This is a genomic window from Actinoplanes palleronii (assembly GCF_016862315.1).
Classification (GTDB): domain Bacteria; phylum Actinomycetota; class Actinomycetes; order Mycobacteriales; family Micromonosporaceae; genus Actinoplanes; species Actinoplanes palleronii.
The window spans coordinates 1-21,844 of sequence record NZ_BOMS01000056.1 but is presented as its reverse complement, the minus strand read 5'-3'; the positions used below and the strand labels follow the sequence as shown (position 1 = coordinate 21,844).

The 21,844-nt window shown below is 74.1% G+C and carries 15 protein-coding genes and 1 pseudogene; 3 read left to right on the top strand and 13 right to left on the bottom strand.

Annotation, left to right across the window (positions count from 1 at the left end):
- Nucleotides 1–96 (top strand): pentapeptide repeat-containing protein (locus Apa02nite_RS52380; protein WP_203826464.1); only part of this gene is annotated, 96 nt, incomplete at its 5' end.
- Here Apa02nite_RS52380 and Apa02nite_RS20885 read toward each other — a convergent pair.
- Nucleotides 93–644 (bottom strand): cysteine hydrolase family protein, encoded by a 552-nt coding sequence (locus Apa02nite_RS20885; protein ID WP_203826460.1) that lies wholly within the window; start codon nucleotides 642–644, stop codon nucleotides 93–95. The genes Apa02nite_RS52380 and Apa02nite_RS20885 overlap by 4 nt on opposite strands.
- Nucleotides 645–696: 52 nt before the next feature.
- Nucleotides 697–1,719 carry a zinc-dependent alcohol dehydrogenase gene (locus tag Apa02nite_RS20880; protein WP_203826459.1) on the bottom strand — a complete coding sequence of 341 codons (1,023 nt, stop codon included), beginning with the start codon at nucleotides 1,717–1,719 and terminating at the stop codon, nucleotides 697–699.
- Nucleotides 1,720–1,792: 73 nt separating this feature from the next.
- Between Apa02nite_RS20880 and Apa02nite_RS20875 the strand changes: the two genes are divergently transcribed.
- Entirely contained in the window at nucleotides 1,793–2,437 is a 645-nt protein-coding gene (locus tag Apa02nite_RS20875; RefSeq protein WP_203826458.1) for a TetR family transcriptional regulator, read from the top strand.
- 31 nt (nucleotides 2,438–2,468) lie between these two features.
- Complete coding sequence (locus tag Apa02nite_RS20870; protein WP_203826457.1) at nucleotides 2,469–3,530, top strand: alanine racemase; 1,062 nt, start codon at nucleotides 2,469–2,471, stop codon at nucleotides 3,528–3,530.
- A 212-nt stretch (nucleotides 3,531–3,742) separates the two neighbouring features.
- On the opposite strand, the gene Apa02nite_RS20865 is transcribed toward Apa02nite_RS20870, so the two are convergent.
- From Apa02nite_RS20865 to Apa02nite_RS20815, 11 genes and pseudogenes are all read right to left on the bottom strand, one after another.
- Nucleotides 3,743–4,237 (bottom strand): CAP domain-containing protein, encoded by a 495-nt coding sequence (locus Apa02nite_RS20865; protein ID WP_239164443.1) that lies wholly within the window; start codon nucleotides 4,235–4,237, stop codon nucleotides 3,743–3,745.
- Nucleotides 4,238–4,392: 155 nt separating this feature from the next.
- Complete coding sequence (locus tag Apa02nite_RS20860; protein WP_203826456.1) at nucleotides 4,393–5,127, bottom strand: dienelactone hydrolase family protein; 735 nt, start codon at nucleotides 5,125–5,127, stop codon at nucleotides 4,393–4,395.
- A 155-nt stretch (nucleotides 5,128–5,282) separates the two neighbouring features.
- Nucleotides 5,283–6,167 carry a 3-hydroxybutyryl-CoA dehydrogenase gene (locus tag Apa02nite_RS20855; RefSeq protein ID WP_239164442.1) on the bottom strand — a complete coding sequence of 295 codons (885 nt, stop codon included), beginning with the start codon at nucleotides 6,165–6,167 and terminating at the stop codon, nucleotides 5,283–5,285.
- Nucleotides 6,164–7,153: a 3-oxoacyl-ACP synthase III family protein gene (locus Apa02nite_RS20850; protein ID WP_203826455.1), complete on the bottom strand. Its 990-nt coding sequence runs from the start codon at nucleotides 7,151–7,153 to the stop codon at nucleotides 6,164–6,166. The genes Apa02nite_RS20855 and Apa02nite_RS20850 overlap by 4 nt, the downstream gene beginning before the upstream one ends.
- 2 nt (nucleotides 7,154–7,155) lie before the next feature.
- Nucleotides 7,156–8,502 carry a crotonyl-CoA carboxylase/reductase gene (ccrA, locus tag Apa02nite_RS20845; RefSeq protein WP_203826454.1) on the bottom strand — a complete coding sequence of 449 codons (1,347 nt, stop codon included), beginning with the start codon at nucleotides 8,500–8,502 and terminating at the stop codon, nucleotides 7,156–7,158.
- A 32-nt stretch (nucleotides 8,503–8,534) separates the two neighbouring features.
- Nucleotides 8,535–9,317 (bottom strand): hypothetical protein, encoded by a 783-nt coding sequence (locus Apa02nite_RS20840; protein ID WP_203826453.1) that lies wholly within the window; start codon nucleotides 9,315–9,317, stop codon nucleotides 8,535–8,537.
- Nucleotides 9,318–9,366: 49 nt separating this feature from the next.
- Nucleotides 9,367–10,008: a 4'-phosphopantetheinyl transferase family protein gene (locus Apa02nite_RS20835; RefSeq protein WP_239164441.1), complete on the bottom strand. Its 642-nt coding sequence runs from the start codon at nucleotides 10,006–10,008 to the stop codon at nucleotides 9,367–9,369.
- Nucleotides 10,005–11,060 carry a sulfotransferase family protein gene (locus Apa02nite_RS20830; RefSeq protein ID WP_203826452.1) on the bottom strand — a complete coding sequence of 352 codons (1,056 nt, stop codon included), beginning with the start codon at nucleotides 11,058–11,060 and terminating at the stop codon, nucleotides 10,005–10,007. Before Apa02nite_RS20830 ends, Apa02nite_RS20835 begins: the two co-directional genes overlap by 4 nt.
- Nucleotides 11,061–11,068: 8 nt before the next feature.
- Nucleotides 11,069–11,824 carry a thioesterase II family protein gene (locus Apa02nite_RS20825; protein ID WP_203826451.1) on the bottom strand — a complete coding sequence of 252 codons (756 nt, stop codon included), beginning with the start codon at nucleotides 11,822–11,824 and terminating at the stop codon, nucleotides 11,069–11,071.
- A pseudogene (locus Apa02nite_RS20820) lies at nucleotides 11,821–17,610 on the bottom strand (SDR family NAD(P)-dependent oxidoreductase); the annotation flags it as partial. The gene Apa02nite_RS20825 and the pseudogene Apa02nite_RS20820, both read right to left, overlap by 4 nt.
- Before the next feature lie 55 nt (nucleotides 17,611–17,665).
- Nucleotides 17,666–21,844: type I polyketide synthase (locus tag Apa02nite_RS20815; protein ID WP_203826449.1), on the bottom strand; the 4,179-nt coding region annotated here is incomplete at its 5' end.

Here is a 21,844-nt window from a genome sequence, read left to right as displayed (position 1 = left end):
TTTCAGGGTGCGGCGTTTCAGGGTGCGGCGTTTCAGGGTGCGGCGTTTCAGGGTGCGGCGTTTCAGGGTGCGGCGTTTCAGGGTGCGGCCTTTTAGAGCCCGGCGACCCACTCGGCCGAGGTCACCACGTCGGCCTGCATCGGGAAGACCTTCTCGGTCAGCACCCGGTGCACCTCCGCATCGCTGTCCAGGCAGCCGTCGGCGAGCACGGTGAGCCCGAAGTCCAGGTCGGCGGCCTGCCGCAGGGTCGACAGCACCACGCCACTGGTCGCGATGCCGGCGAGCACCAGGTGCTCGAAACCGCCGGCCCGCAGCACCATCTCCAGGTCGCTGCCGGCGAACCCGCTGACCCGGCGTTTGACCACGACGATGTCGCCAGGCTCGGGCGCGACGTCCGGGTGGACCTGCATCCCCTCCTCGGCGGCGGGGTGGGCGGGCGCGCCGGCGAGCCGGCCGAACATCCGGTTACGCGGGCTGATCTCCGGGCCACCGGGGCGGAACCCGACGCTCACGTAGATCACCGGGACACCGGCGCCACGGGCGGCGTCGATCGTGGAGCGCAGGCGCGGGAGGTAGTCCGGGTCGGGGTAGCGGGCGACGACGGCGCGCTGCACGTCCATGACGAGAAGAGCACTTGCGGACATGGTGATGCCTCTCAGAAGACCGGTCCTTTCACGAGACCGGGAAGGTGACGACTCAGGCGGCCGGGAAGGTGACGACGACTTTGTCCGCCGCGCCGGGCGTCGCGGCCAGTTCCAGAGCCCGCCCCACCTCCGCGAACGGCACCGGGTCGCTGACGATCAGCGCGTAGCGCTCCCAGTGCGCCACGAGATCCTCGGTGACCTCGAAGATCTCGGTCGGATAGCCCATCGCGAACGCGATGGTCAGCTCGCTGGTCAGCAGCGCGCCGAAGTCCACGCTGATCGGTTTCTTGTGCACAGCGACGACGCTGAGCCGCGCACCGTGCTTCGCCGTGGCCAGCACCGTCTCGATCACCGCCGGCACCCCGGCCGCGTCCAGGTACAGATCGGTGCCGGGCTTGCCGCCGCGGCTGAAGTGCCGGGGCGCCTCGCCGTGCAGCTCGCGCAGCCGCTCGGCGACGTCCTCCTCGGCCGAGTTGATCACCGCGTCCGCGCCGACCCGCAGCGCCTTGGCCAGCCGGTTCGCGACCACGTCCACGACCACCACGTGGGCGACACCGCGCAGTTTGAGGCCGATCGTCGCGCCCAGCCCGATCGGGCCCGCGCCGAAGACGACAGCGGTCTGCCCGGCCTGCGGTTCGAGCCGGTTCACCGCGTGCGAGGCGACCGCCATCGGCTCGTTGAGCGCGGCCACCTCGAACGGGATGTGCTTCGGCACGGTGACCAGGTGCCGGCCCACCTCGGCGTCCCTGATCAGCACGAAGTCGGAGAGCCCGCCCTGCGCGCCGCCGCTGCCGATGATGCCGTCGGAGGAGGCCATCGGGTTGAGCACCACGTGGTCACCGACCGCGATCCCGGTCACCGCCGCGCCGACCTGCGCGACCTCACCGGCCGGCTCGTGGCCGAGCGGGGTGGCGCCCTGCCGGGGCGGGATACCGCCGACCGCGATGTAGAGGCCGTCGGAGCCGCAGATGCCGCAGGCGCGGATCCGGACCAGCACGTCGGCCGGGCCGACGGCGGGTTCCGGGACGTCCACCACGGCGGTCTGCCCCGGCGCGGTCACCATTACTGTTTTCATCGCTACCTCGCTTTCCGGGGGCATCGTAAGTCACGTGACTTACACTTTCCAGGGAGAGTACCAAGGAGAACGGATGAACCCCGCCGAACCCGCCCGGACCGCCCTGCTCGACGCGGCGGAACGGCTCTTCGCGCTGGCCGGCATCGCGCAGGTCTCCGACCGCCGGGTCGCCGACGAGGCCGGCAACACCAACCACTCCGCGGTGCGCTACTACTTCGGCGGCCGTGACGGGCTGCTGCGCGCGCTGCTGCTGCGGCACACCACCGAGTTGGACGCGCCGCGCGCCGCGATGTTCGCGTACTCCGACTCGGTGCTCGGCGACATCCGCAGCCTGGTCATGCCGACCATGACCGTTCTCGATCAGCTGCCCCGGCCGTCCTGGCGCGCCCGGTTCCTCAGCCAGGCCCTGAACGACCCCGGCATCCGCGCGCTGGTGGCCGAGACCACCGACGCGGCATCAGCCACCGGGCTGATCCGGCAGTCGCTCTGCGCCCGCCTCGAGCACCTGGACCGTGCCGTGGTGACCGCCCGGGCCAGCCTGATCACCCGGATCATGGTGACCGCCGCGGCCGAGGTGGAGACCCGCGCCGAGCGCGACGGGCAGGACCCGCGCTGGGCCTCGGTCGGCGACTTCCTCTGCGACGCCATCGCCGGCATGCTGCTCGCCCCGATCACCCGTCCCGGCGACCCGAACCCGCTCACCGCCGTCGCGACATGATCAGTATCTGACAACCACTCAGGAGGCGGCCTTGCTCGCGGATCTGCCCACGCCCTACGCCACCGTCGACGCCGACGTGCTCGATCGCAACCTGCGCGCGATGGCCGGTCACGCCGCCACGCTCGGGCTCACGCTGCGCCCGCACGCCAAGACGCACAAGTGCGAACAGATCGCCCGCCGGCAGGTCGAACTCGGCGCGGGTGGATTGACCGTGGCCACCGTGCGGGAGGCCGAGATCTTCGCCGACGCGGGACTGACCGACCTGTTCATCGCGTACCCCATCTGGCCCTCGGCCCAGCTCACCGCGCGCCTGCGGGATCTCGCGAGCCGAGCGGACCTGAAGGTCGGCGTCGATTCCGCGACGAGCGCGGAAGCCCTGGCCCGCGCGGTCCCCGGGCTGCAGGTGCTGGTAGAGGTCGACAGCGGACATCATCGCAGCGGCGTGGCACCCGAGGCCGCCGCCGACCTCGCGGTCGCTGCCGACAAGACCGGTTTACTCGTACGCGGGGTCTTCACGTTCCCGGGTCACGCCTACGGCCCGGGTCGCCAGCAGCGCGCCGCGGATGACGAGGCGACCGCGCTGACCACCGCGGCCGCCGTGGTCAGCGCCGCCGGCCTGGACGCGGGCGTCCGCAGTGGCGGCTCCACCCCGACCGCCGCCCTGACCACCGCGGGCCCACTCACCGAGCTGCGCCCCGGCGTGTATGTCTTCGGTGACGCCCAGCAGGCCGAACTCGGCTCGTGCGGCTGGGATGCGGTGGCCCTGACCGTCACGTCCACAGTCGTCAGCCGAAATGGTCCGCGGATCATCCTGGACGCGGGCAGCAAGGTCCTCGGCGCCGACCAACAGTCCTGGGCGACCGGCGGCGGCCGCCTGCTGGACCATCGGGACGCGCGGATCGTGGCTCTCTCCGAGCACCACGCCACAGTCGTCTTCCCTGATGGCGCGCCCCTCCCCCACCTCGGCGACACCGTGCGGGTGGTCCCGAACCACGTCTGCGCCACCGTCAACCTGGCCGACGAGTTGATCGTGGTGTCAGCAGGCGAACTTGCCGACCGCTGGCCGGTGGCCGCCCGCGGCGCCAACACGTAACCCAGGATCACGTGTGCCTGGGTCCACCGCACGCCGCCGCGGTGGGAGGTCGATTCTGGCGCCGTCTCAGCCGCGGTGAACTGAGCGACGCCAGTGTGCCGGCCAACGAACGAAGCATCGATCCGGCTGGGCGAGCACGCACGGGGCGGCGGCCGGGACGGCAACGCGTGATGCCCCGCGCTCGGGGGAGCGGCGGGGCATCGGTGCGAGGATCAGTAACCGAAGTCCTGGGTGTAGTACGGGGCGCCGTTCGCGGCGTAGACCGCGCCGACGCCGACGGTGGTGGACTTGCAGTTGAGGATGTTGGCGCGGTGTCCGGGGCTGCGCATCCAGGCGCTGACGACCTCGGTGGCGCTGCGATAGCCCCAGGCGATGTTCTCGGCGGACGGCTTGGCATACCCGGCGGTCTTGGCGCGGGCCACGAAGTTGGAGCCGCTGCGGCCGGTGTGCGAGAACGCGCCGGTGGTGCCCATCCACGTGCTGTGACCGCGGGCGGCCTGGGTGAGGGCGGCGTTGCCGGTCAGGGCGGGGCAGCCGTGGCTGCTGCGCTCGACGTTGGTCAGGCGCACGATGTCGGCCTGCAGGCTCTGCTCGGCGCTCTTGGCCTTCGCCGGCGCCGCTTCGGCCGGCGACGCGGTCATCATGACACCGGCCGCGGCCGGGACGATGAGGGCGGCCAGAGCGAAACGACGCAGCAGAGAGCGCAAGAGGAAAACCCTTTCGACGTACGGTGCCGGCGGGTTCGCCGGGCTCACCGTTCTCTTCGTCGGCCTTGCGTTCACGGTGATCGCAGATCGGGGGCGCTCCGGTCACCGTCCGGTTGCCGGGGCCGGAGGATGTCAGTGCCTGACGCGGGCCGGGCTCAAGCCCCCGCATCCGCCGGCACGGGCAGGCATTCGGCGAGCAGGGCGAGGACGTCGCGCCAGGCCCGCTGGGCGTGCTGGGGGTGGTAGCCGACGCCGGGAACCGTGGGGTGGCCGACCGGCGGGTGATGGAAGGCGTGCAAGGCGCCGCCGTAGACGGTGAGGCGCCAGTCGACGCCCGCGGCCTGCATCTCGGCGGTGAACGCGTCCCGTTGCGCGGGCGGCATGATCGGGTCTTCCGACCCGACCCCGGCCCACACGGGGCAGCGAATCCGCGCCGCCTCGCCCGGTCGGCCCGTGGTCAGTGCGTTGACCGTCCCGATCGCGCGCAGGTCGACGCCGTCGCGCCCGAGTTCCAGCCCGATGGCGCCCCCGGTGCCGTAGCCGATGGCGGCGATCCGGTCGGGGTCGGTCCGCGGTTCGCTGCGCAACACGTCGAGTGCCGCATGACCGATCCCCCGCATGCGGCCGGGATCAGCGAGCAGTGGCAGGCACCGCGCCAGCATCTCCTCGGGGTCGCCCAGATAGCGTCCGCCGTGCAGGTCGAAGGCCAGCGCTACATATCCCAGCTCAGCGAGGGCATCGGCTCGGCGGTGCTCGACATCGCTGGGCCCCACGCCCTCGGGTCCGAGCAGCACCGCGGGCCGGCGGCCGATGCCGGCCGGGACCGCGAGGTGCCCGATCATCGTCAAACCGTCCGCCGGGTAGGCGACCGCGCGCGTCGTCATCGTCATGACTCAATGTAGTTGTCGTCGGGTCCGGTCCGGCCGCTGTTCTGCAGCCGGCAGAACAGCGGAAGGACGCAGGTCGGCGCTTCCTTGCGTACCCATGAAGGGTCTGTCTTGTCGTTGTGGCAGCGGCCTCGCGCGGGACCGCGAACAGTGACCCGTCAGGATGGGTAGTCGAAGAAGCCGCCTCCGGTTTTGCGGCCCAGCCGGCCGGCGGCGACCATCTCGCGCAGCAGCGCCGGGGGTGCGTAGAGCGGCTCGGCGAACTCGGCGTGCAGGGCCACGGCTACCGACTCGATGACGTCCAGGCCGATCAGGTCGGTCAGTTCCAGCGGGCCGAGCGGGTGGGAGCAGCCCAGCTTCATGCCGCGGTCGATGTCGGCGGCGACGGCATGGCCGCTCTGCACCATCCGGACCGCCGCGAGCAGGTACGGCACCAGCAGCGCGTTGACCACGAAGCCACAGCGGTCGGCGGAGCGGATCACCTGTTTGCCGAGTACGCCGGCGGCGAACGCCTCGGCGGTGGCGGCGGCGCGCGGGTCGGTGTCCGGTGCCGAGACCACCTCGGCGAGCGGGAGCACCTGCACCGGGTTGAAGAAGTGCAGGCCCACGACGCGGCCGGGGCGTTCGGTGTGGTCGGCGAGGGTGGCGATGCGCATCGAGGAGGTGTTCGAGGCCAGCACCGCGTGCGGGTCGGTGACCGCGGCGTCGAGGGCCGCGAAGATCGTACGCTTGAGTTTTTCGTCCTCGGGCACGGATTCGAGCACCAGTTGCCGGTCCGCGAGGTCGTCGAGCGCGGTGGTGAACGCGATCGTGGTGAGCGCGTGCTCGCGGTCCTCGGCGGTGAGCTTGCCACGCGTCACGGCGCGGTCGAGCGAGCGAGCGATCCGGACGCGGCCGGCGTCCGCGGAGGCCGTGGACGACACCGCGATCCGCACGTCGAGGCCGGCGCGGGCGCACAGCTCGGCGAGTCCGGCGCCCATCGTGCCGCAGCCGACGACGCCGACCCGGGTGATGCCTGCGGTCAAGAGCGGTGTGGTGGTCATCGGGTGCCCGTCCAGCGCAGCAGCGCGGCGCCCAGCGACATGCCGCCGCCGAAGCCGGCTAGCAGCACCAGGTCGCCGTCGGTCAGGTGTCCCCCGCTGTCGGCGGCCTCCAGGGCGAGCGCGGTGGACGCGCTGCCGGTGTTGCCGTAGGCCTCCAGCGTCCGGTGGGTCTGTGCGTGGTCGAGCCCGGAGCGGGTCACCAGTTCGCTGAGCAGCACCCCGTTGGCCTGGTGCGGGACGAAGTGGCCGACGTCGGCGAGCCGGTGGCCGGTGCGCTCGACCAGGGTGCGCACCGCGCCGGGGACATTGTCCATGACGAAGTCGCGGACGCCGCGGCCGTTCATCCGGAACAGGTGGTCGCCGTTGTCGACGGTGTCGTGGGTGGCGGGCATCCGGCTGCCGCCGGCGTCCACCCGGATCAGGCCGCGGGCAGAACCGTGGCTGGTCAGCTCGAAGTCGAGGAAGCCGCCGGTGGCCACCGGGCCGACGAGCGCCGCGCCGGCGCCGTCGCCGAGCAGCACGACGGTCTTGCGGTCGGTGACGTCCAGGATCCGCGAGTAGACGTCGGCGGCGACGACCAGCGCGTGCGCGCCGGGTTCCTGGGCGACCAGGGCGCGGGCCAGGGCGAGGCCGTAGACGAAGCCGCTGCAGACGACGTTGATGTCGAAGCACGCGGCGCCGGTCGCGCCGATCAGGTCCTGCACCAGGTAGGAGGTGGGTGGCTGCGGTGAGTCCGGCGTGGACGTCGAGACGATCAGGTAGCGCAGCGCGGTGGCCGGCAGCCCGGCCCGGTCCAGGGCCTGCTCGGCGGCGTGGGCCGCCAGGTCGGAGGTCGCCTCGTCGGGGGCGGCGTAGCGGCGGGTGACGATCTGCGTCTTGCGTTCGATCCACTCCGGGGTGACGCCGGCCGGGCCGGCCACGTCCGCGCCGGTCACGATCTGTTTCGGTACGTAGGCCCCGGTGGCCAGGATGCCGGTGGCGGACATCGTCACACCCTCGCCGTCGTCGCGTAGCGGCGCCACGAGGTGAGCCGGTCGACGCCGATCCGCTCGCGGGCCTCGGTGTCGGTCACGCCCAGGCCCTCGGTGGGTGCCAGGCAGAGCACGCCGACCTTACCGACGTGCCGGTTGTTCTGCACGAGCCGCAGCGCCTCGCCGGTCTGCTCGAGCGGGTGCACGTCGGTCAGGATCGGCACCAGCCCGCCCTGGCGGAACAGCCGGGCGGTGTCCCACTGCTCCTGCAGGTTGGCGATGTGGCTGCCGATCACCCGCTTGAGGTTCATCCACAGGTACCGGTTGTCGTACTGGTGCTGGTAGCCGGTGCTCGACCCGCAGGTGACGACCGTGCCGCCGCGGCGGACCACGTGCACCGACGTGCCGAAGGTGGCCCGGCCGACGTAGTCGAACGCGATGTGCGGGTCCTCGCCCAGCTCGGCGCGGATCCGGCGGCCGAGCCGCTTGCCGTATTCGACGGCGTCCGCCGGGGTGTCGGCGCCCTCGCCCATGCCCAGCTCGCTGCGGTTGATGATCACGTCGCAGCCCTGCTCGCGCAGGATCTGCGCCTTGTGCTCGGAGCTGACCACGCCGACCGCGACGCCGCCGCCGTTCTTGACCATCTGCACGGCGAAGCCGCCCAGGCCGCCGGTGGCGCCCCAGATCAGCGCGATGTCGCCCTGCTTCATCCGGGCGCCGTTGGCGCCGATCAGCATCCGGTAGGCGGTCCCGGCGCACAGCGTGACCGAGGCCGCTTCCTCCCACGTCAGGTGCGGCGGCTTCGGGACGAGCTGGCTGGCCCGCACCACGGTGTAGTGCGCGAGGCCGCCGAAGTTGGTCTCGTAGCCCCAGGCGCGGCCCTCGGGTCCCATCATCGCGTCGGCGTGCGAGCCCGGGTCCTGGTCGTCGACGTAGGCCGGGCTGACCATCACGTGGTCGCCGACCGTCCAGTGCCGTACGCCGTCGCCGACCCGGACGACCACGCCGGCCGCGTCCGAGCCGACGACCTGGTGCGGCAGGTCGTGGCGGGCCGCGTAGCCGCCCTGGCGCGCAAAGCGGCGCACCGCGGTGAACGTCGAGATCGGCTCGAACATCGCCGACCACACCGTGTTGTAGTTGATCGAGCTGGCGAGCACCGCGACGACCACCTCGTCGGGGGCGAGCGCCGGCATCGGCACCGGCCCGACGTGCATCGACCGCCGGACGTCGCGGTCCGCCTCGCCGTCGAACATGCCCGCGTCCTCTTCGCGCAGGTGCGCGGCGAGGTACGACGAGGGCAGCGGGATCCGGGCGAGTTCGTCCGGTGGGGCTCCGGCGAGTACCGCTTCGGCCAACGTGTCCATGGGTGAGTGTCCTCGCGATCTTGGGGGTGCCGTCAGCCGATGACGTCGTAGGCGCCGACGCTCGCGGCCACGGCCACCGGGGACAGGAAGGTGACCGCGGGGAACTGCGGCCAGAAGACGCCACTGTGCGGGAACACCAGCAGGTTCCCCGCGGGTCCGAAGGCGATCAGGTCGGCGAGCGCGTCGCCGGTGAGGTCCGCGGCGGCGACCACGAGAGCGCCGTCCCAGTCGGAGCCCAGGTCGTGCCGGGCGCCGCCGGTCTCGATGGCGCTGATCGCGCCACCGGGCAGGCGGACCAGCAGTTCGGGGCCGGTGCCGGTGACGTCCGCGGTGCCCAGCAGCACGGCGCCGGGGGTGATCGTGGCGACCGCGTCACCGGGGTCGGTGGCGGTGCCGAGCCGGACCGTGCCGTCGGCGGCGGACCGCAGCACCCGGTCGGGGCCGGCGGACCGTGCGACGACGGCCTGCACCGCCGTTCCGGGCCGGTGCGATGCCGTGCTCAGGTCGCCGATGTCGAACGACGCGGCCGGGGGCAGCAGCGCCTCGCGGCCGTCGGGGAGCAGGCAGAGCAGCTGCCGCGCACCGTCGCCGGTGAAGTCGCCGGCCACCAGGTGTGGCACCCGGCCGAGGTGAAAGCCGGTGCCGATCCGGACCGGGGCGTCGAAGCTGCCGGCCCGGTAGCCGAACTGCAGCAGGTCGCCGGTGGTGCGGTCGCGCACGACCAGGTCCGTGCCGGCACCGGGCCGCGGCAGCGACGGGGCGCTCCTGCGCTGCGTGTCCATCCGGCCCTCCGAGCGGTCGTGTCCAGCTGTCACGGGTGATCCTGGGGTGCGGCCGGTGCCGCGCCACACCCCAGGAGCACCCCTAGGCCGGGACGGCGATCGCGGTGATGAGCAGGCCGTCGCGGCACAGCCAGCGGCCGGTGAACCCGGCCGGTTCGCCGGCGTGGGCGGTCAACACGGTCGCGATGAACGTGCCGGCCGGGTCCAGCTCGACGTGGGCCTCGCTGAACTCGAGGAACCGGTGGGTGAGCGGGAACCAGGCCTTGTAGACCGATTCCTTCGCGCTGAACAGCAGCCGGTCCCACGGCACGCCGGGGTCCGCGGTCAGCACGGCGTCGCGTTCGGCGGGCAGCGCGATCGCCTCCAGCACACCGTCCGGCAGCGGGTCGGCCGGTTCGGCGTCGAGACCGATCGTGCGCAGGTCACCGGCGTGCGCCACGGCGCAGCCACGGAACCCCGCGCAGTGGGTCATGCTGCCGACCACGCCCGGCGGCCAGATCGGTGCGCCGCGCAGGCCGGGCAGGATCGGCGCGGGTGGCACCCCGAGCCCGGCCAGGGCGGTCCGCGCGCAGTGCCGCACGGTGGTGAACTCCCGGCGGCGTTTGTCCACCGACCGCGCGATCACCGCTTCCTCGGCGGGGAACAGCGCCGGGCCGGGCGGGTCGGTACGGGTCTCGGCGGTCACCACCGGCGCCGCGAACAGCGCCGCCAGCAGGCCGGTCACAGCGGCACGTGCAGCAGCACGCCGGCCGCCGCCGCGAGCACCGCGTCGACGGCCGTCCCCGGTGCGCAGGACCGGCGCAGGGCGGCGCGCAGCCGGGTGTCCAGCCGGGACGAGGCCCCGCGCCGGTCCCGGTCGACCAGCCCGGCCGCCGCGGTCAGCCAGGACCGGTTCGCCGGTACGCCGAGGAAGCCGGCCAGCCGGGACAGCTGACCGCGCGGGTCGGCGACCACGTGCTCGTACGCGAGCATCGTCCACCTGTCGCCGGGCAGCCGCAGCAACTCGTCGGCGCCTTCGCGGGTCATCTCCGACCACAGCGCGCCGAACGCGGTGACCGGCACGTCCCGGGCCATCAGCCGGGGCAGCTCGGCCGGGTCGGCCAGCATCCGGCCGACCTCCGGTGGCAGCAGCGGCATCTGGGCCGGGCCGAGCTGTTCCGGGCCGCTGACCCCGGTGACGCGGGCGGCGGCCCGGCCCATCAGCATCAGCCGGAACCCGGCATGCCGGCTCATCGACAGCGCCGAGTCCACGCCGTCGCGGGTCAGGTAGACGAACCGGGCGTCGGGGAACGCGTCGCGCAGCCGGGGCAGCAGGCTCAGCGAGCCGCCGGAGCGCTCCACCACGACCGGCCGCCCGCACCGGCCGGCCAGGAAGGTGAACAGCTGACGGTAGTGCTCGGCGATCGGCCGGACCGGCCACAACGGCACCTCGGCGGCGAGCTCGTCGTAGAGCGCGTCCGGGTCGTCGGTGAGCATCGGCAGCGTCATGTGGCAGATCAACGGGACGCCGCGCGCCGGGTCGAACCGGCCGGTGGCGTACGGGTAGATCAGCTCGGAGACGGTGAGCCCCGCGGTGACCATGGTGTCCACGGCGGGGTCGGGCTCGCTGAGCATCCGCCAGAACCCGGCGCCGTCCGGGGACCCGTCGAACGGGTGCCGGGCGCGTACGGTGCTGAACAGCTCGCTGAGGCTGAGCACCTCGGGGTGCAGGCGCAGCATCCGGGAGAGCATGGTCGATCCGCACCGGCCGGTGCTGATCACGAAGGTCGGTGCCACGGCCATCCTCAGGGGGTCAGGGAGAGCAGCTGGTCGCTGATCAGGTTGATCACCGCGCGCTGGTGCTGGGCGAGGTAGAAGTGGCCGCCGGGGAAGGTTCGCAGCTCGAAGCCGCCGGTGGTGTGCTCACCCCAGGCCTCGGCCTCGTCCAGGCTCACCTTCGGGTCGGTGTCGCCGACCAGCGCCACGATCGGGCAGGCCAGCGGCGGGCCCGGCTGCCAGCGGTACGTCTCGGCGGCCGTGTAGTCGCTGCGGATCGCCGGCAGGATCATCCGCAGCAGCTCCAGGTCGCCGAGGATGCGGGTGTCGGTGCCGCTGAGCGTCTTCAGCTCGGTGACGATGCCCTCGTCGTCGCGCTGGTGCACGGTCTCGACCCGGTGCCGCGACGGCGCCCGCCTGCCGGAGGCGAACAGGGTGACCGGGCCGCTGCCCAGCCCGGTGCGCATCCGCGCCGCGACCTCGTACGCCAGGGTGGCGCCCATGCTGTGCCCGAAGAACGCCAGCGGCCGGTCCATCAGCGGCCGCAGCGCCGCGAACGACGCGTCGGCCAGCTCGCCGATGGTGGTCAGCGGCTGCTCCTGCCGGCGGTCCTGCCGGCCCGGGTACTGCAGCGCGACGACCTGCACGGCGGACTGCAGGGCGTCCGAGACCGGGTAGTAGAAGCTGGCCGAGCCGCCGGCGTGCGGGAAGCAGACCAGGGTGACGCGGCTGTTCGGCTCGGAGTGGAACCGGCGGATCCACAGGTTCTCGGCGGGGTTGCTCACGTGGCTGCCTTCGGGTCGAGATCGGTCGGGAGCAGCTCGGACAGCCAGGTGTCGACGGTCCGGGCGGTCGTGGTGGCGTGGTCCTCCATGACGGAGAAGTGGTTGCCGGGGGTGTCCAGGGTGCGGTGCGGCAGCGGCCACGACGAGCGCCAGTCGCCGTCGCGGGACCAGCCGAACATCGGCTCGCCGGCGCGCACCAGCAGCGTCGGCGCGGCGATCGGGCCGGGCTGCCAGCCATGGAAGAGCCTGACATAGCCGCCCATCGCGGTGAGCCGGGTGTCGTCCATCGGCACGTAGCCGTCCTCGCGTTCGAGCATGCCGGCGCTGAGCACCGGCTGGATGCCGGCGAGCGCCTCGACGTCGTGCGAGTAGATGTCGATCAGCACGAGCGCGGCCACGGCGGCGCCGCGGCGTTCCAACTCGGCGGCGACGCCGTGCGCGAGCATGCCGCCGGACGAGTGCCCGACCAGCACCGCCGGCCGCCCGGCGAGGTGCGCCGCGACCGCGTCGGCCTGCGCGGAGATCACCGCTGCGACGCTGGCGGGCAGCAGCTCGCCGTGGTGGAAGCCGGGTGCGGCGACCGCGGCCACGCTGCGCCGCCCGCGCAGGGCGCCGGCGAACCGGACGTACTGGTGCGGGCCGGAGATGGCCAGGATCGAGGGCAGGCAGACCAGTGTCGCGCTGTCGGTGCCGGTGGCGAGACGGACCACGTCGACCGGGCGGGGAAGCTCGGCGGCGGTGCGGAACACCGGGCGGAACGCCGCCGCCGCGGTCAGCACCGCGAAGAACTCGCCGCTGCGCCCGGTGGCCGAGGCTTCCCGGAACAGTGTGCCGAGGGTGCCGGCCTGCTGCGGTGCCGCCTCGTCCGGGCGGGCCAGCCGCCCGGCCAGGTGGGTGACCAGGGCGTCCGGGGTGGGGTGGTCGAACAGCAGCGTGGTCGGCAGCGTGAGCCCGGTGGCGGCGCCGAGCCGGTTGCGCAGTTCCACCGAGGTCAGTGAGTCGAAGCCGGCCTCCAGGAACGGCCGGTGCGCGTCGACGTCGTCCGGTGCGGTGTGCCCGAGCACCACTGCGGCCTGCCGGGCGACCAGGTCGGCGAGGGCGGCCCGCAGGTCGTCGGCGGGCAGCTGGGTGAGCCGGCGCTGGAAGGCGGCGAGTGCCCGCTGGTCCGGGCCGCCCGCGCCGGCGCCGGCCGGGACGAGACCGGCGAGGACGGCGGGCAGTGCTCCGGCGGACGCGGCGGCGTGCAGGCCGGCCGGGTCGAGCGCGATCGGCACCAGCAGGGGCCGGGTGGTGGTCAGGGCGGCGTCGAACGCGGCGAGGCCCTGCGCGGCGGTGAGCGGGAGGATGCCGCCGCGGCGCAGTCGCCGCTGCCCGGCTTCGCCGAGCGCGTCGGCCATGCCGGCGTCCCACGGACCCCAGGCGAGCGAGGTGGCGGGGACACCGTCGGCGCGCAGCTGGATCGCGTACGCGTCGAGGAAGGCGTTCGCGGCCGCGTAGTTGCCCTGTCCCGGGTTGCCGAGCACACCGGCCGCCGAGGAGTAGAGCACGAACGCGGCCAGGGGCTGGTCCCGGGTCGCGGCCGCCAGCGTGCGGGCGGCGTCCACCTTGGCGCGGAACACCGTGGCGAGCCGGTCCGGCGTGAGGTCGGCGAGCAGCGCGTCGTCGAGGACTCCCGCGGCGTGCACCACCGCGGTGATCCGTTCGCCGTGCAGGGCCCGGGCGACCGCCTGCGGGTCGGCGACGTCGCAGGCCAGTGAGCGGACGACCGCGCCGGGCACGTCCACGCCGGTGCCGGAGCGGGACAGCAGCAGCAGGTCGCGGACGCCGTGCGCCTGCGCCAGGTGGTGCACGAGCAGGCTGCCGAGCGTACCGGCGGCGCCGGTGACCAGCACCGTGCCGGCGCCGAACGTCACCGGTGCCGCCTCGGTGGTGTCCGGGCGCAGCCGGGCGAGCCGTGGCACCAGCGGGACGCCGTCACGGATCGCGGCCTGCGGCAGCGGGTAGCTGACGTCGTCCGGTCCGTCGAGCAGGCGCAGCCGGTCCGGGTGTTCGGCCTGCGCCGAGCGGACCAGGCCCCACAGGGCGGCGCCATCGGGATCGGTGACGTGGTCGCCGACCGCTCCGTGGGTGCGCACCACCAGCTGCGAGGACGCCCACGCCGGGTCGACGAGCCAGTCCTGCAGCAGGGTGAGCAGGGCGGCGGTCCGGGTTCCGGCGGGGCCCGGCGCGGTCGCATCCACCAGCAGGGTCGCCACCGGGGACGGCAGCGCGGCGCCGAGCGGCACAACGGCGTCCGGTGCCGTGGCGGTCGCCTGCTGCGGCACCCAGGCGACCTCGTGCAGCAGCCGGTCGGCCGCGGCGCCGGCGAACCGGTCGGTGGCGACCGGGCGCAGCGTGATCCGCTCGAAGGTGGCCACCGGCAGGCCGGTGTCGTCGGCCAGGTCCAGCCGGACCGTGTCGGTGCCGTCCGCGACGGTCAGCCGGGCTCGCAGGGCGGCGCCGGCCGGGCCGAACCGGTGCACGCCGGCGACCGCGAACGGCAGCCGCAGGCCGTCGCCGGGCAGCAGCGCGGCCGGGCCGATCGCGTGCAGCACCGCGTCGGCCAGTGCCGGGTGCAGGCCGTACCCGTCGGTGGCCGCGTCAGTGCGGACCTCGGCGAACACCTCGCCGCCGCGGCGCCACAGCCGGCGCAGGCCGCGGAACGCCGGGCCGTAGCCGAGGCCGGCATCGGCGAACGCCTCGTAGAGCCCGGTCAGCGGCAGCTCCTCGGCGCTGTCCGGCGGCCAGCTCACCAGGTCGGCGTCGACGTCCGCAGGGTCGGCGGCGGACAGCGTGCCTGTGGCGTGGGTGACCCAGGGTTCGCCGTCGGCGGCCCGGGACCGGACGGTGACCGTGGAGACCCGATCGGTTTCGGTCACGGTGACCCGGATCGCGGCGGCACCCCGCTCGGGCAGGGTGAGCGGCGCCTGGAAGACCAGCTCGTCCAGGGCGGGTACGCCGGCGCGGGCACCGGCGGCCAGGGCCAACTCGGCGAGGGCGGTGCCGGGCAGCACGGCCCGGCCCCGCACGGTGTGCTCGGTGAGCCAGGGCTGGCCGGCCGGTTCCAGGGTGCCGGTGAGCACCAGGGTCGCGGTGTCCGGCAGCTCGACGGCGGCGCCGAGCAGCGGGTGCCCGCCGGGGTCGAGGCCGAGGCCGGCGGCGTCACCGCGCCCGCCGGGGCCGGGCCGGGGCCACAGCCGGCGGTGGGTGAACGGGTAGGTGGGCAGGTCGGTGTGCCCGCCGTCGCCGGTGACCGCGGGCCAGTCCACGGCGGTGCCGACGGTGAACAGCGTGGCGATCGCGCTGAGCAGGGTTGCGGGTTCGCTGCGCTCGCGGCGCAGCGCGGCCACGGCGTCAGGTATCAGCGTGGCCAGGACGGTGTCCGGGCCGATCTCCAGGACCCGGGTCGCGTCGAGGCGGGCCACGGCGTCGGCGAACCGCACCGGTTCGCGGACCTGCCGCACCCAGTACTCCGGATCGGTCCAGTCCCCGCCGTCCGCCACGGTCGAGACCACGGCCAGGCGCGGCTCGCTGAACGTCAGCGCCTTCACCACGACGCGGAAGTCGTCGAGCATCGGCTCCATCAGCCGCGAGTGGAACGCGTGGCTCGTGCGCAGCCGCGTCGTCTTCCAGCCGTGCGCCTCGACGGGCTGAATATCTTCTTCCCGAGCGGACACCACGACCGCGCGCGGGCCGTTGACCGCCGCGATGTCGACGTCCGGGAACGCCGCGCGGACCTCGTCCTCGGACGCCTGCACCGCCAGCATCGACCCGCCAGCGGGCAACGCCTGCATCAGACGGCCCCGCGCGGACACCAGCGTGGCCGCGTCGGCCAGGGTCAGCACCCCGGCCGCATACGCTGCGGCGATCTCGCCGATCGAGTGCCCGGCGACCACATCCGGGTGGATGCCCCACGAGCGCACCAAGGCAAGCAGAGCGACTTCAAGGGCAAAAATCGCCGGCTGGGCCCAGCCGGTCTGCTCCACCTGCGGTTCCGGCAACTCCAGGAGAGCCACAACCTCGTCGTACGCGGCGGCAAACACCGGGAACGCGTCGTAGAGACCGCGACCCATGTCGAGACGCTGCGAACCCTGGCCGGTGAAGACGACCGCGAGCCGGCCGGGCTGCCCGGCAACACCGCGGACGGTGCCGCCCGCGGCCAGCGCGGCCGCCAGCGCGGTCCGGTCACGGCCGAGCGCCACGGCGCGGTACGGCAGGCGGGCGCGCCCGGCGAGCGTGGCGGCCACCGCGGGCAGCGACACACCGGGATGGCCGGCCAGGTGGGCGGCGACCCGGGCGAGCTGCGCGTCCAGGGCCTGCTCATCGGCGGCGGCGAACACCAGCGGAGTGACCGGCAGTGCAGCCGGCGCCGCCGGAACCTCGTCGGGAACGGCTTCGAGGATGACGTGCGCGTTGGTGCCGCTGATCCCGAACGACGACACCGCGGCCCGGCGCGGACGGTCCACCGCCGGCCAGTCCCGCGCCGAGGTCAGCAGTTCCACCGCGCCTGCCGTCCAGTCCACCTGGGTCGACGGGGTGGCGGCGTGCAGGGTGGCCGGCAGCGTGCCGTGCCGCATGGCCTCGACCATCTTGATGATCCCGGCGACGCCGGCGGCGGCCTGGGTGTGCCCGAGGTTCGACTTGACCGAGCCCAGCCAGAGCGGCTCGGTGCGGCGCTGGCCGTACGTGGCCAGCAGCGCCTGCGCCTCGATCGGGTCACCGAGCGGGGTGCCGGTGCCGTGCGCCTCGACGGCGTCCACGTCGCCGGGTTCGAGCTGGGCGGCGGCCAGCGCGGCCAGGATGACCCGCTGCTGCGACGGCCCGTTCGGCGCGGTCAGCCCGTTGGACGCGCCGTCGGAGTTGACCGCGCTCCCCCGCACCACCGCGAGGACCGGATGCCCGAGGCGCCGTGCGTCGGACAACCGCTCGACCAGCAGCATCCCGACGCCCTCACCCCAGCCGGTGCCGTCGGCGTCGTCGGCGAACGACTTGCACCGGCCGTCCGGCGCCAGCCCGCGCTGCCGGGAGAAGCCGACGAACGTGTTCGGGGTGGCCATCACCGTGACTCCACCGGCGAGGGCCATCTCGCACTCGCGGTTGCGCAGCGCCTGCACGGCCAGGTGCAGCGCCACCAGCGACGAGGAGCAGGCGGTGTCGACGGTGACGGTCGGGCCCTCGAGTCCGAACGTGTAGGCGACCCGGCCGGAGGCGATGCTGCCGCCGGTGCCCATGAACCCCTCGGCGGCGTCCGAGGACCCGCTGACCACCAGGGCGTAGTCGTTGTACATCACACCGGCGAACACCCCGGTCCGGGAGCCGCGCAGCGCCGCGGGCTCCAGCCCGGCGCGCTCGATCGCCTCCCAGGACGTCTCCAGCAGCAGCCGGTGCTGCGGGTCCATGGCCAGGGCCTCGCGCGGTGAGATGCCGAACAGGCCGGGGTCGAAGTCGGCCGCGCCGGGCAGGAAACCACCCTGATTCGAGTACGTCGTACCGGGGTGGTCCGGGTCCGGGTGGTAGAGGGTGTCGACGTCCCAGCCACGGTTGTCCGGGAACGGCCCGATGGCGTCGCGCCCGGCCGCCACCAGGTCCCAGAGGTCCTGCGGTGAGCCGACGCCGCCGGGGAACCGGCAGGCCATGCCGACGATCGCGATCGGCTCGACGGCGGACTGCTCGGCGCCGCGCAGCCGTTCGCGGGTGTCGTGCAGCTCGGCGGTGACCCGCTTGAGGAAGTACCGCAGCCGGTCCTCCGGGACCTGTCCTGGCTCGCTCATGTGTGTGCCCTTCGTGTGCCGCGGCGGCGGGTCAGGAGATGCCGAATTCCTTGCCGAGCAGGTCGAACATCTGGTCGTCGCTGGCGGTTTCCAGCTCCTCGGCCAGCGCGGTGCCGGCGCCCGGTGTGCCGTCCGCGCCCTGCCAGGCGGCGAGCAGCCCATGCAGCCGCGCGGTGACCCGGGTCCGGTCGGGTTCGCCGGCGGCGGCCGCGCGCAGGCCCTGTTCGAGCTGGTCGAGCTCGGCGAGCAGCGCCACGGTCGGTGAGATCACCTCGGGCCGCAGCCGGCCGGTGAGGTATGCGGCCAGCGCGCCGGCGGTCGGGTAGTCGAAGACCAGGGTCGACGGCAGCCGCAGCCCGGTGGCCAGGCCCAGCCGGTTGCGCAGTTCGACGGCGGTCAGCGAGTCGAAACCGAGCTCAGTGAAAGCCCGGTCGGCCGGCACGGCCGCGCCGGAGTCGTGGCCGAGCACGGCGGCGACCTGCGCCTGGACCACGTCGAGCACGAGGCGGTCCTGGTTGTCGGCGCTCAGCCCGGCCAGGCGCTGCTCGAGCGCCTGGCCGGCCGGTGCCGCCGCGGACGGCCGCGGGGTGCGGACCAGTCCGGCGAGCAGCGGGGGCAGCATGCCGGCCGCGGCAGCATGGCCGAGCGCCGCCGGGTCGAGGGCGAGCGGGGCGACCACGGCTGCGCCGGCGCCGAGTGCGGCGTCGAACGCGGCCAGGCCCTGCTCGGCGGTGAGCGGCAGGACACCGCCGCGGCGCATCCGCACCTGGTCGGCCTGCTCCCCCATGCCGGCGCTCCACAGACCCCAGGCGAGCGAGGTGGCGGGGACGCCTGCGGCACGCAACTGGCGGGCGTACGCGTCCAGGTAGGCGTTCGCGGCCGCGTAGTTGGCCTGTCCCGCGGTACCGAACAGGCCGGCCGCCGAGGAATAGAGCACGAACGCGGCCAGCGGCTGGTCCGCCGTGGCGGCGGCCAGGTTGCGGGCGGCGTCGACCTTGGCCCGGAACACGGTGTCCAGCCGCTGCGGGGTGAGCGAGGCCAGGGCGCCGTCGTCCAGGACGCCAGCCGCGTGCACCACGGCGGTGAGGTGTTCGCCACGCAGGGTGCGGGTCACCGCGGCGGCGTCGGCGACGTCGCAGGCCAGGGCGCGGACCCGGGGGTCGCCGGCGATCGGGTTGCGCCCGGACCGGGAGAGCAGCAGCAGGTCGCGCACGGCGTACCGGTCCAGCAGGTGCCGGGCGATCAGCTCGCCGAGGGTGCCGGTGGCGCCGGTGACCACGACCGTGCCGTCGCCCAGGTCCACCGGTTCGCCGCCGCGCAGGCGGGTCAGCTGCGGCACCCGCACGACGCGGTCGCGCACCGACGCCTCGGGCACCGGATAGTAGGTGTCGTCCGGGCCGTCGAGCAGGTGGAACCGGTCGGGGTGTTCGGACTGTGCGGAGCGGATCAGGCCCCACAGCGCGGCGCCGTCCGGGTCGGTGACGTCGGCGCCGGTCACGCCGGTGGTGCGGACCACGAGCCGGGAGTCGGCCCAGCCGGGGTCGGCGAGCCAGGTCTGTACCAGCGTGAGCAGGGTGGCCGTCCGGTCGCGGGCCGTGCCGGGTGCCGTCGCGTCGACGACCAGGATCGGCGCCGGTGCGGGCAACGCGGCGCCCAGGGTCATCACCACCGGCAGCTCAGCGGCAGGGGTCAGCGGTGCCGGGGTCCAGTCCAGGCCGTAGAGCAACCGGTCGGCCAGGCCACCGAACTGGGCGGGGGCGACCGGCCGCAGCGCCAGGGCGGCGACCGTGACCACCGGAGTACCGGCCGGGTCGGTCAGCGTGAGCCGGACCGTGTCGGTGCCCGGCGCGGGGCTGATCTCGGCGCGGACGGCGGTGCCGGCCCGGGCGCTGACCCGGACGCCGGTGAAGCCGAACGGCAGCCGCACACCGCCCTCGGCGGCGAGCGCCCCGCCGGCGCCGATGGCGTGCAGGACCGCGTCGAACAGTGCCGGGTGGATGGCGTAGCCACGGCCCGCGTCGTCGATGCCGGCCTCGGCGTAGACGGTGTCTCCGCGTCGCCAGACCCGGCGCAGACCCTGGAAGGTGGGTCCGTAGTCGAGGCCGCCGACAGCCGCGGTGGCGTAGAAGCCGCTGATGTCGAGCTCCTGCGCCCCGGCAGGCGGCCAGGTCGTCCCGGCGGTGGCGGCCGGGACGGGCTCGGTGTCCGCGGTCAGCACGCCGGTCGCGTGCAGGGTCCACGGTTCGTCGGCGCCGAGCCGGGAGTGGATGGTCACCGCGCCGCGGTCGCCGTCGGGGGCGGCCAGGGTGACCCGAACGGCGGCCGCTTCGCTGTCGTTGAGCGTCATCGGCGTCTGCAGCAGCAGCTCGTCGAGGACCGGCAGGCCGGCCTGGTCGCCGGCGGCGAGGGCCATCTCGGCGAGCGCGGTGCCGGGCACGACGGTCCGGCCGGCGACCGTGTGGTCGCGCAGCCACGGGTGGGTGTGCACGGAGAGCGTGCCGGTCAGCACGCCGTCGCCGGAGGGCAGCGCGACAGCGGCGCCGACCAGAGGGTGGCCGGTGCCGGCCAGGCCGAGTCCGGCGGCGTCGCCGGTCGGGCCGGTCCGCGGCCTCGGCCAGTACCGCCGGTGCTGGAAGGCGTAGGTGGGCAGGTCGGCGCGGGGGCCGGCGCCGAGCACGGCGGTCCAGTCGACGTCCTGACCGTCGGTGTAGAGCGCGGCGACGGCGGTGAGCAGCGTGGTGGGCTCGTCGCGGTCGCGGCGCAGGGCGGCGACGGCGTCGGGCAGGAGAGTGGCGAGGACGGTGTCCGGGCCGATCTCCAGGACCCGGCCGGCGTCCAGGCGGGTGACCGCGTCGGCGAATCGGACCGGTTCGCGGACCTGGCGCACCCAGTACTCCGGATCGGTCCAGTCGCCGGCCGGGTCGACCGTGGAGACGGTCGGCAGGTGCGGCTCGCTGAACGTCAGCGTCTTCACGACGGCGCGGAAGTCGTCGAGCATCGGTTCCATCAGCCGCGAGTGGAACGCGTGGCTGGTGCGCAGCCGGGTCGTCTTCCAACCGTGGCCCTCAAGGGGTGAAATGTCCGTGTCGACCCCCGACACCACGACCGCGTTCGGCCCGTTGACCGCCGCGATGTCAACCTCCGGGAACGCGGCCCGGACCTCGTCCTCGGACGCCTGTACCGCCAGCATCGCCCCGCCAGCGGGCAGCGCCTGCATCAGACGGCCCCGCGCGCAGACCAGGGTGGCAGCGTCGGCCAGGGTCAGGACACCGGCCGCATAGGCCGCCGCGATCTCACCGATCGAATGGCCCGCGACCACGTCCGGGTGGATGCCCCACGAGCGCACCAAGGCAAGCAGCGCGACCTCGAGGGCGAAGATCGCCGGCTGGGCCCAGCCGGTCTGCTCCACCTCCGGCTCCGTCGGCAGGTCCAGCAGCGCCGCGACCTCGTCGTAGGCGGCGGCATAGACCGGGAACGCCTGGTAGAGACCGCGTCCCATGTCGAGACGCTGCGAACCCTGGCCGGTGAAGACGACCGCCAGGGAGGCACGGCGAGCCTCGCCACGCAGCAGCGGGAGCCGGTCGAGGTCAGCACGATCGGCGGCAAGAACCACCGACCGGTGACGCAGCGGCGCGCGGCGCGACAGCGCGCGGGCGATGTCGCCGAGGGAACCTGCCGAGTTCCGGATCCGGTCGGCCTGGGCGCGCAGCGCGTTCTCGTCGGCGCCGCTGAGCACGATCGGCGTGACCGGCAGCTCGGCAGCGGCCGGCGGTTCGGCGACGTCGGCCGCCGCTTCCAGGATGACGTGCGCGTTGGTGCCGCTGATCCCGAACGACGACACCGCCGCCCGGCGCGGCCGATCCACTGCGGGCCACTCCCGGGCCGAGGTCAGCAGTTCGACCGCACCGGCCGACCAGTCGACCTGGGTCGACGGGACGGCAGCGTGCAAGGTGGCCGGGAGCGTGCCGTGCCGCATCGCCTGAACCATCTTGATGATCCCGGCGACACCGGCGGCGGCCTGGGTGTGGCCGAGGTTGGACTTCACCGACCCGAGCTGCAGTGGCGTTGACCGGTTCTGACCATAAGTGGCGAGCAGTGCCTGCGCTTCGATCGGGTCGCCGAGAGAGGTGCCCGTTCCGTGTGCCTCGACCGCGTCCACGTCAGCGGTCGTCAGTCCGGCCGCCTGCAGCGCGGCGCGGATGACGCGTTG

Bases quoted from the DNA above. Each gene is read 5' to 3' on its own strand.
- Apa02nite_RS20860 (WP_203826456.1), bottom strand. From the start codon at position 5,127: ATGACGATGACGACGCGCGCGGTCGCCTACCCGGCGGACGGTTTGACG.
- Apa02nite_RS20850 (WP_203826455.1), bottom strand. From the start codon at position 7,153: ATGTCCGCCACCGGCATCCTGGCCACCGGGGCCTACGTACCGAAACAG.
- Apa02nite_RS20855 (WP_239164442.1), bottom strand. From the start codon at position 6,167: ATGACCACCACACCGCTCTTGACCGCAGGCATCACCCGGGTCGGCGTC.
- ccrA (WP_203826454.1), bottom strand. From the start codon at position 8,502: ATGGACACGTTGGCCGAAGCGGTACTCGCCGGAGCCCCACCGGACGAA.
- Apa02nite_RS20885 (WP_203826460.1), bottom strand. From the start codon at position 644: ATGTCCGCAAGTGCTCTTCTCGTCATGGACGTGCAGCGCGCCGTCGTC.
- Apa02nite_RS20880 (WP_203826459.1), bottom strand. From the start codon at position 1,719: ATGAAAACAGTAATGGTGACCGCGCCGGGGCAGACCGCCGTGGTGGAC.
- Apa02nite_RS20875 (WP_203826458.1), top strand. From the start codon at position 1,793: ATGAACCCCGCCGAACCCGCCCGGACCGCCCTGCTCGACGCGGCGGAA.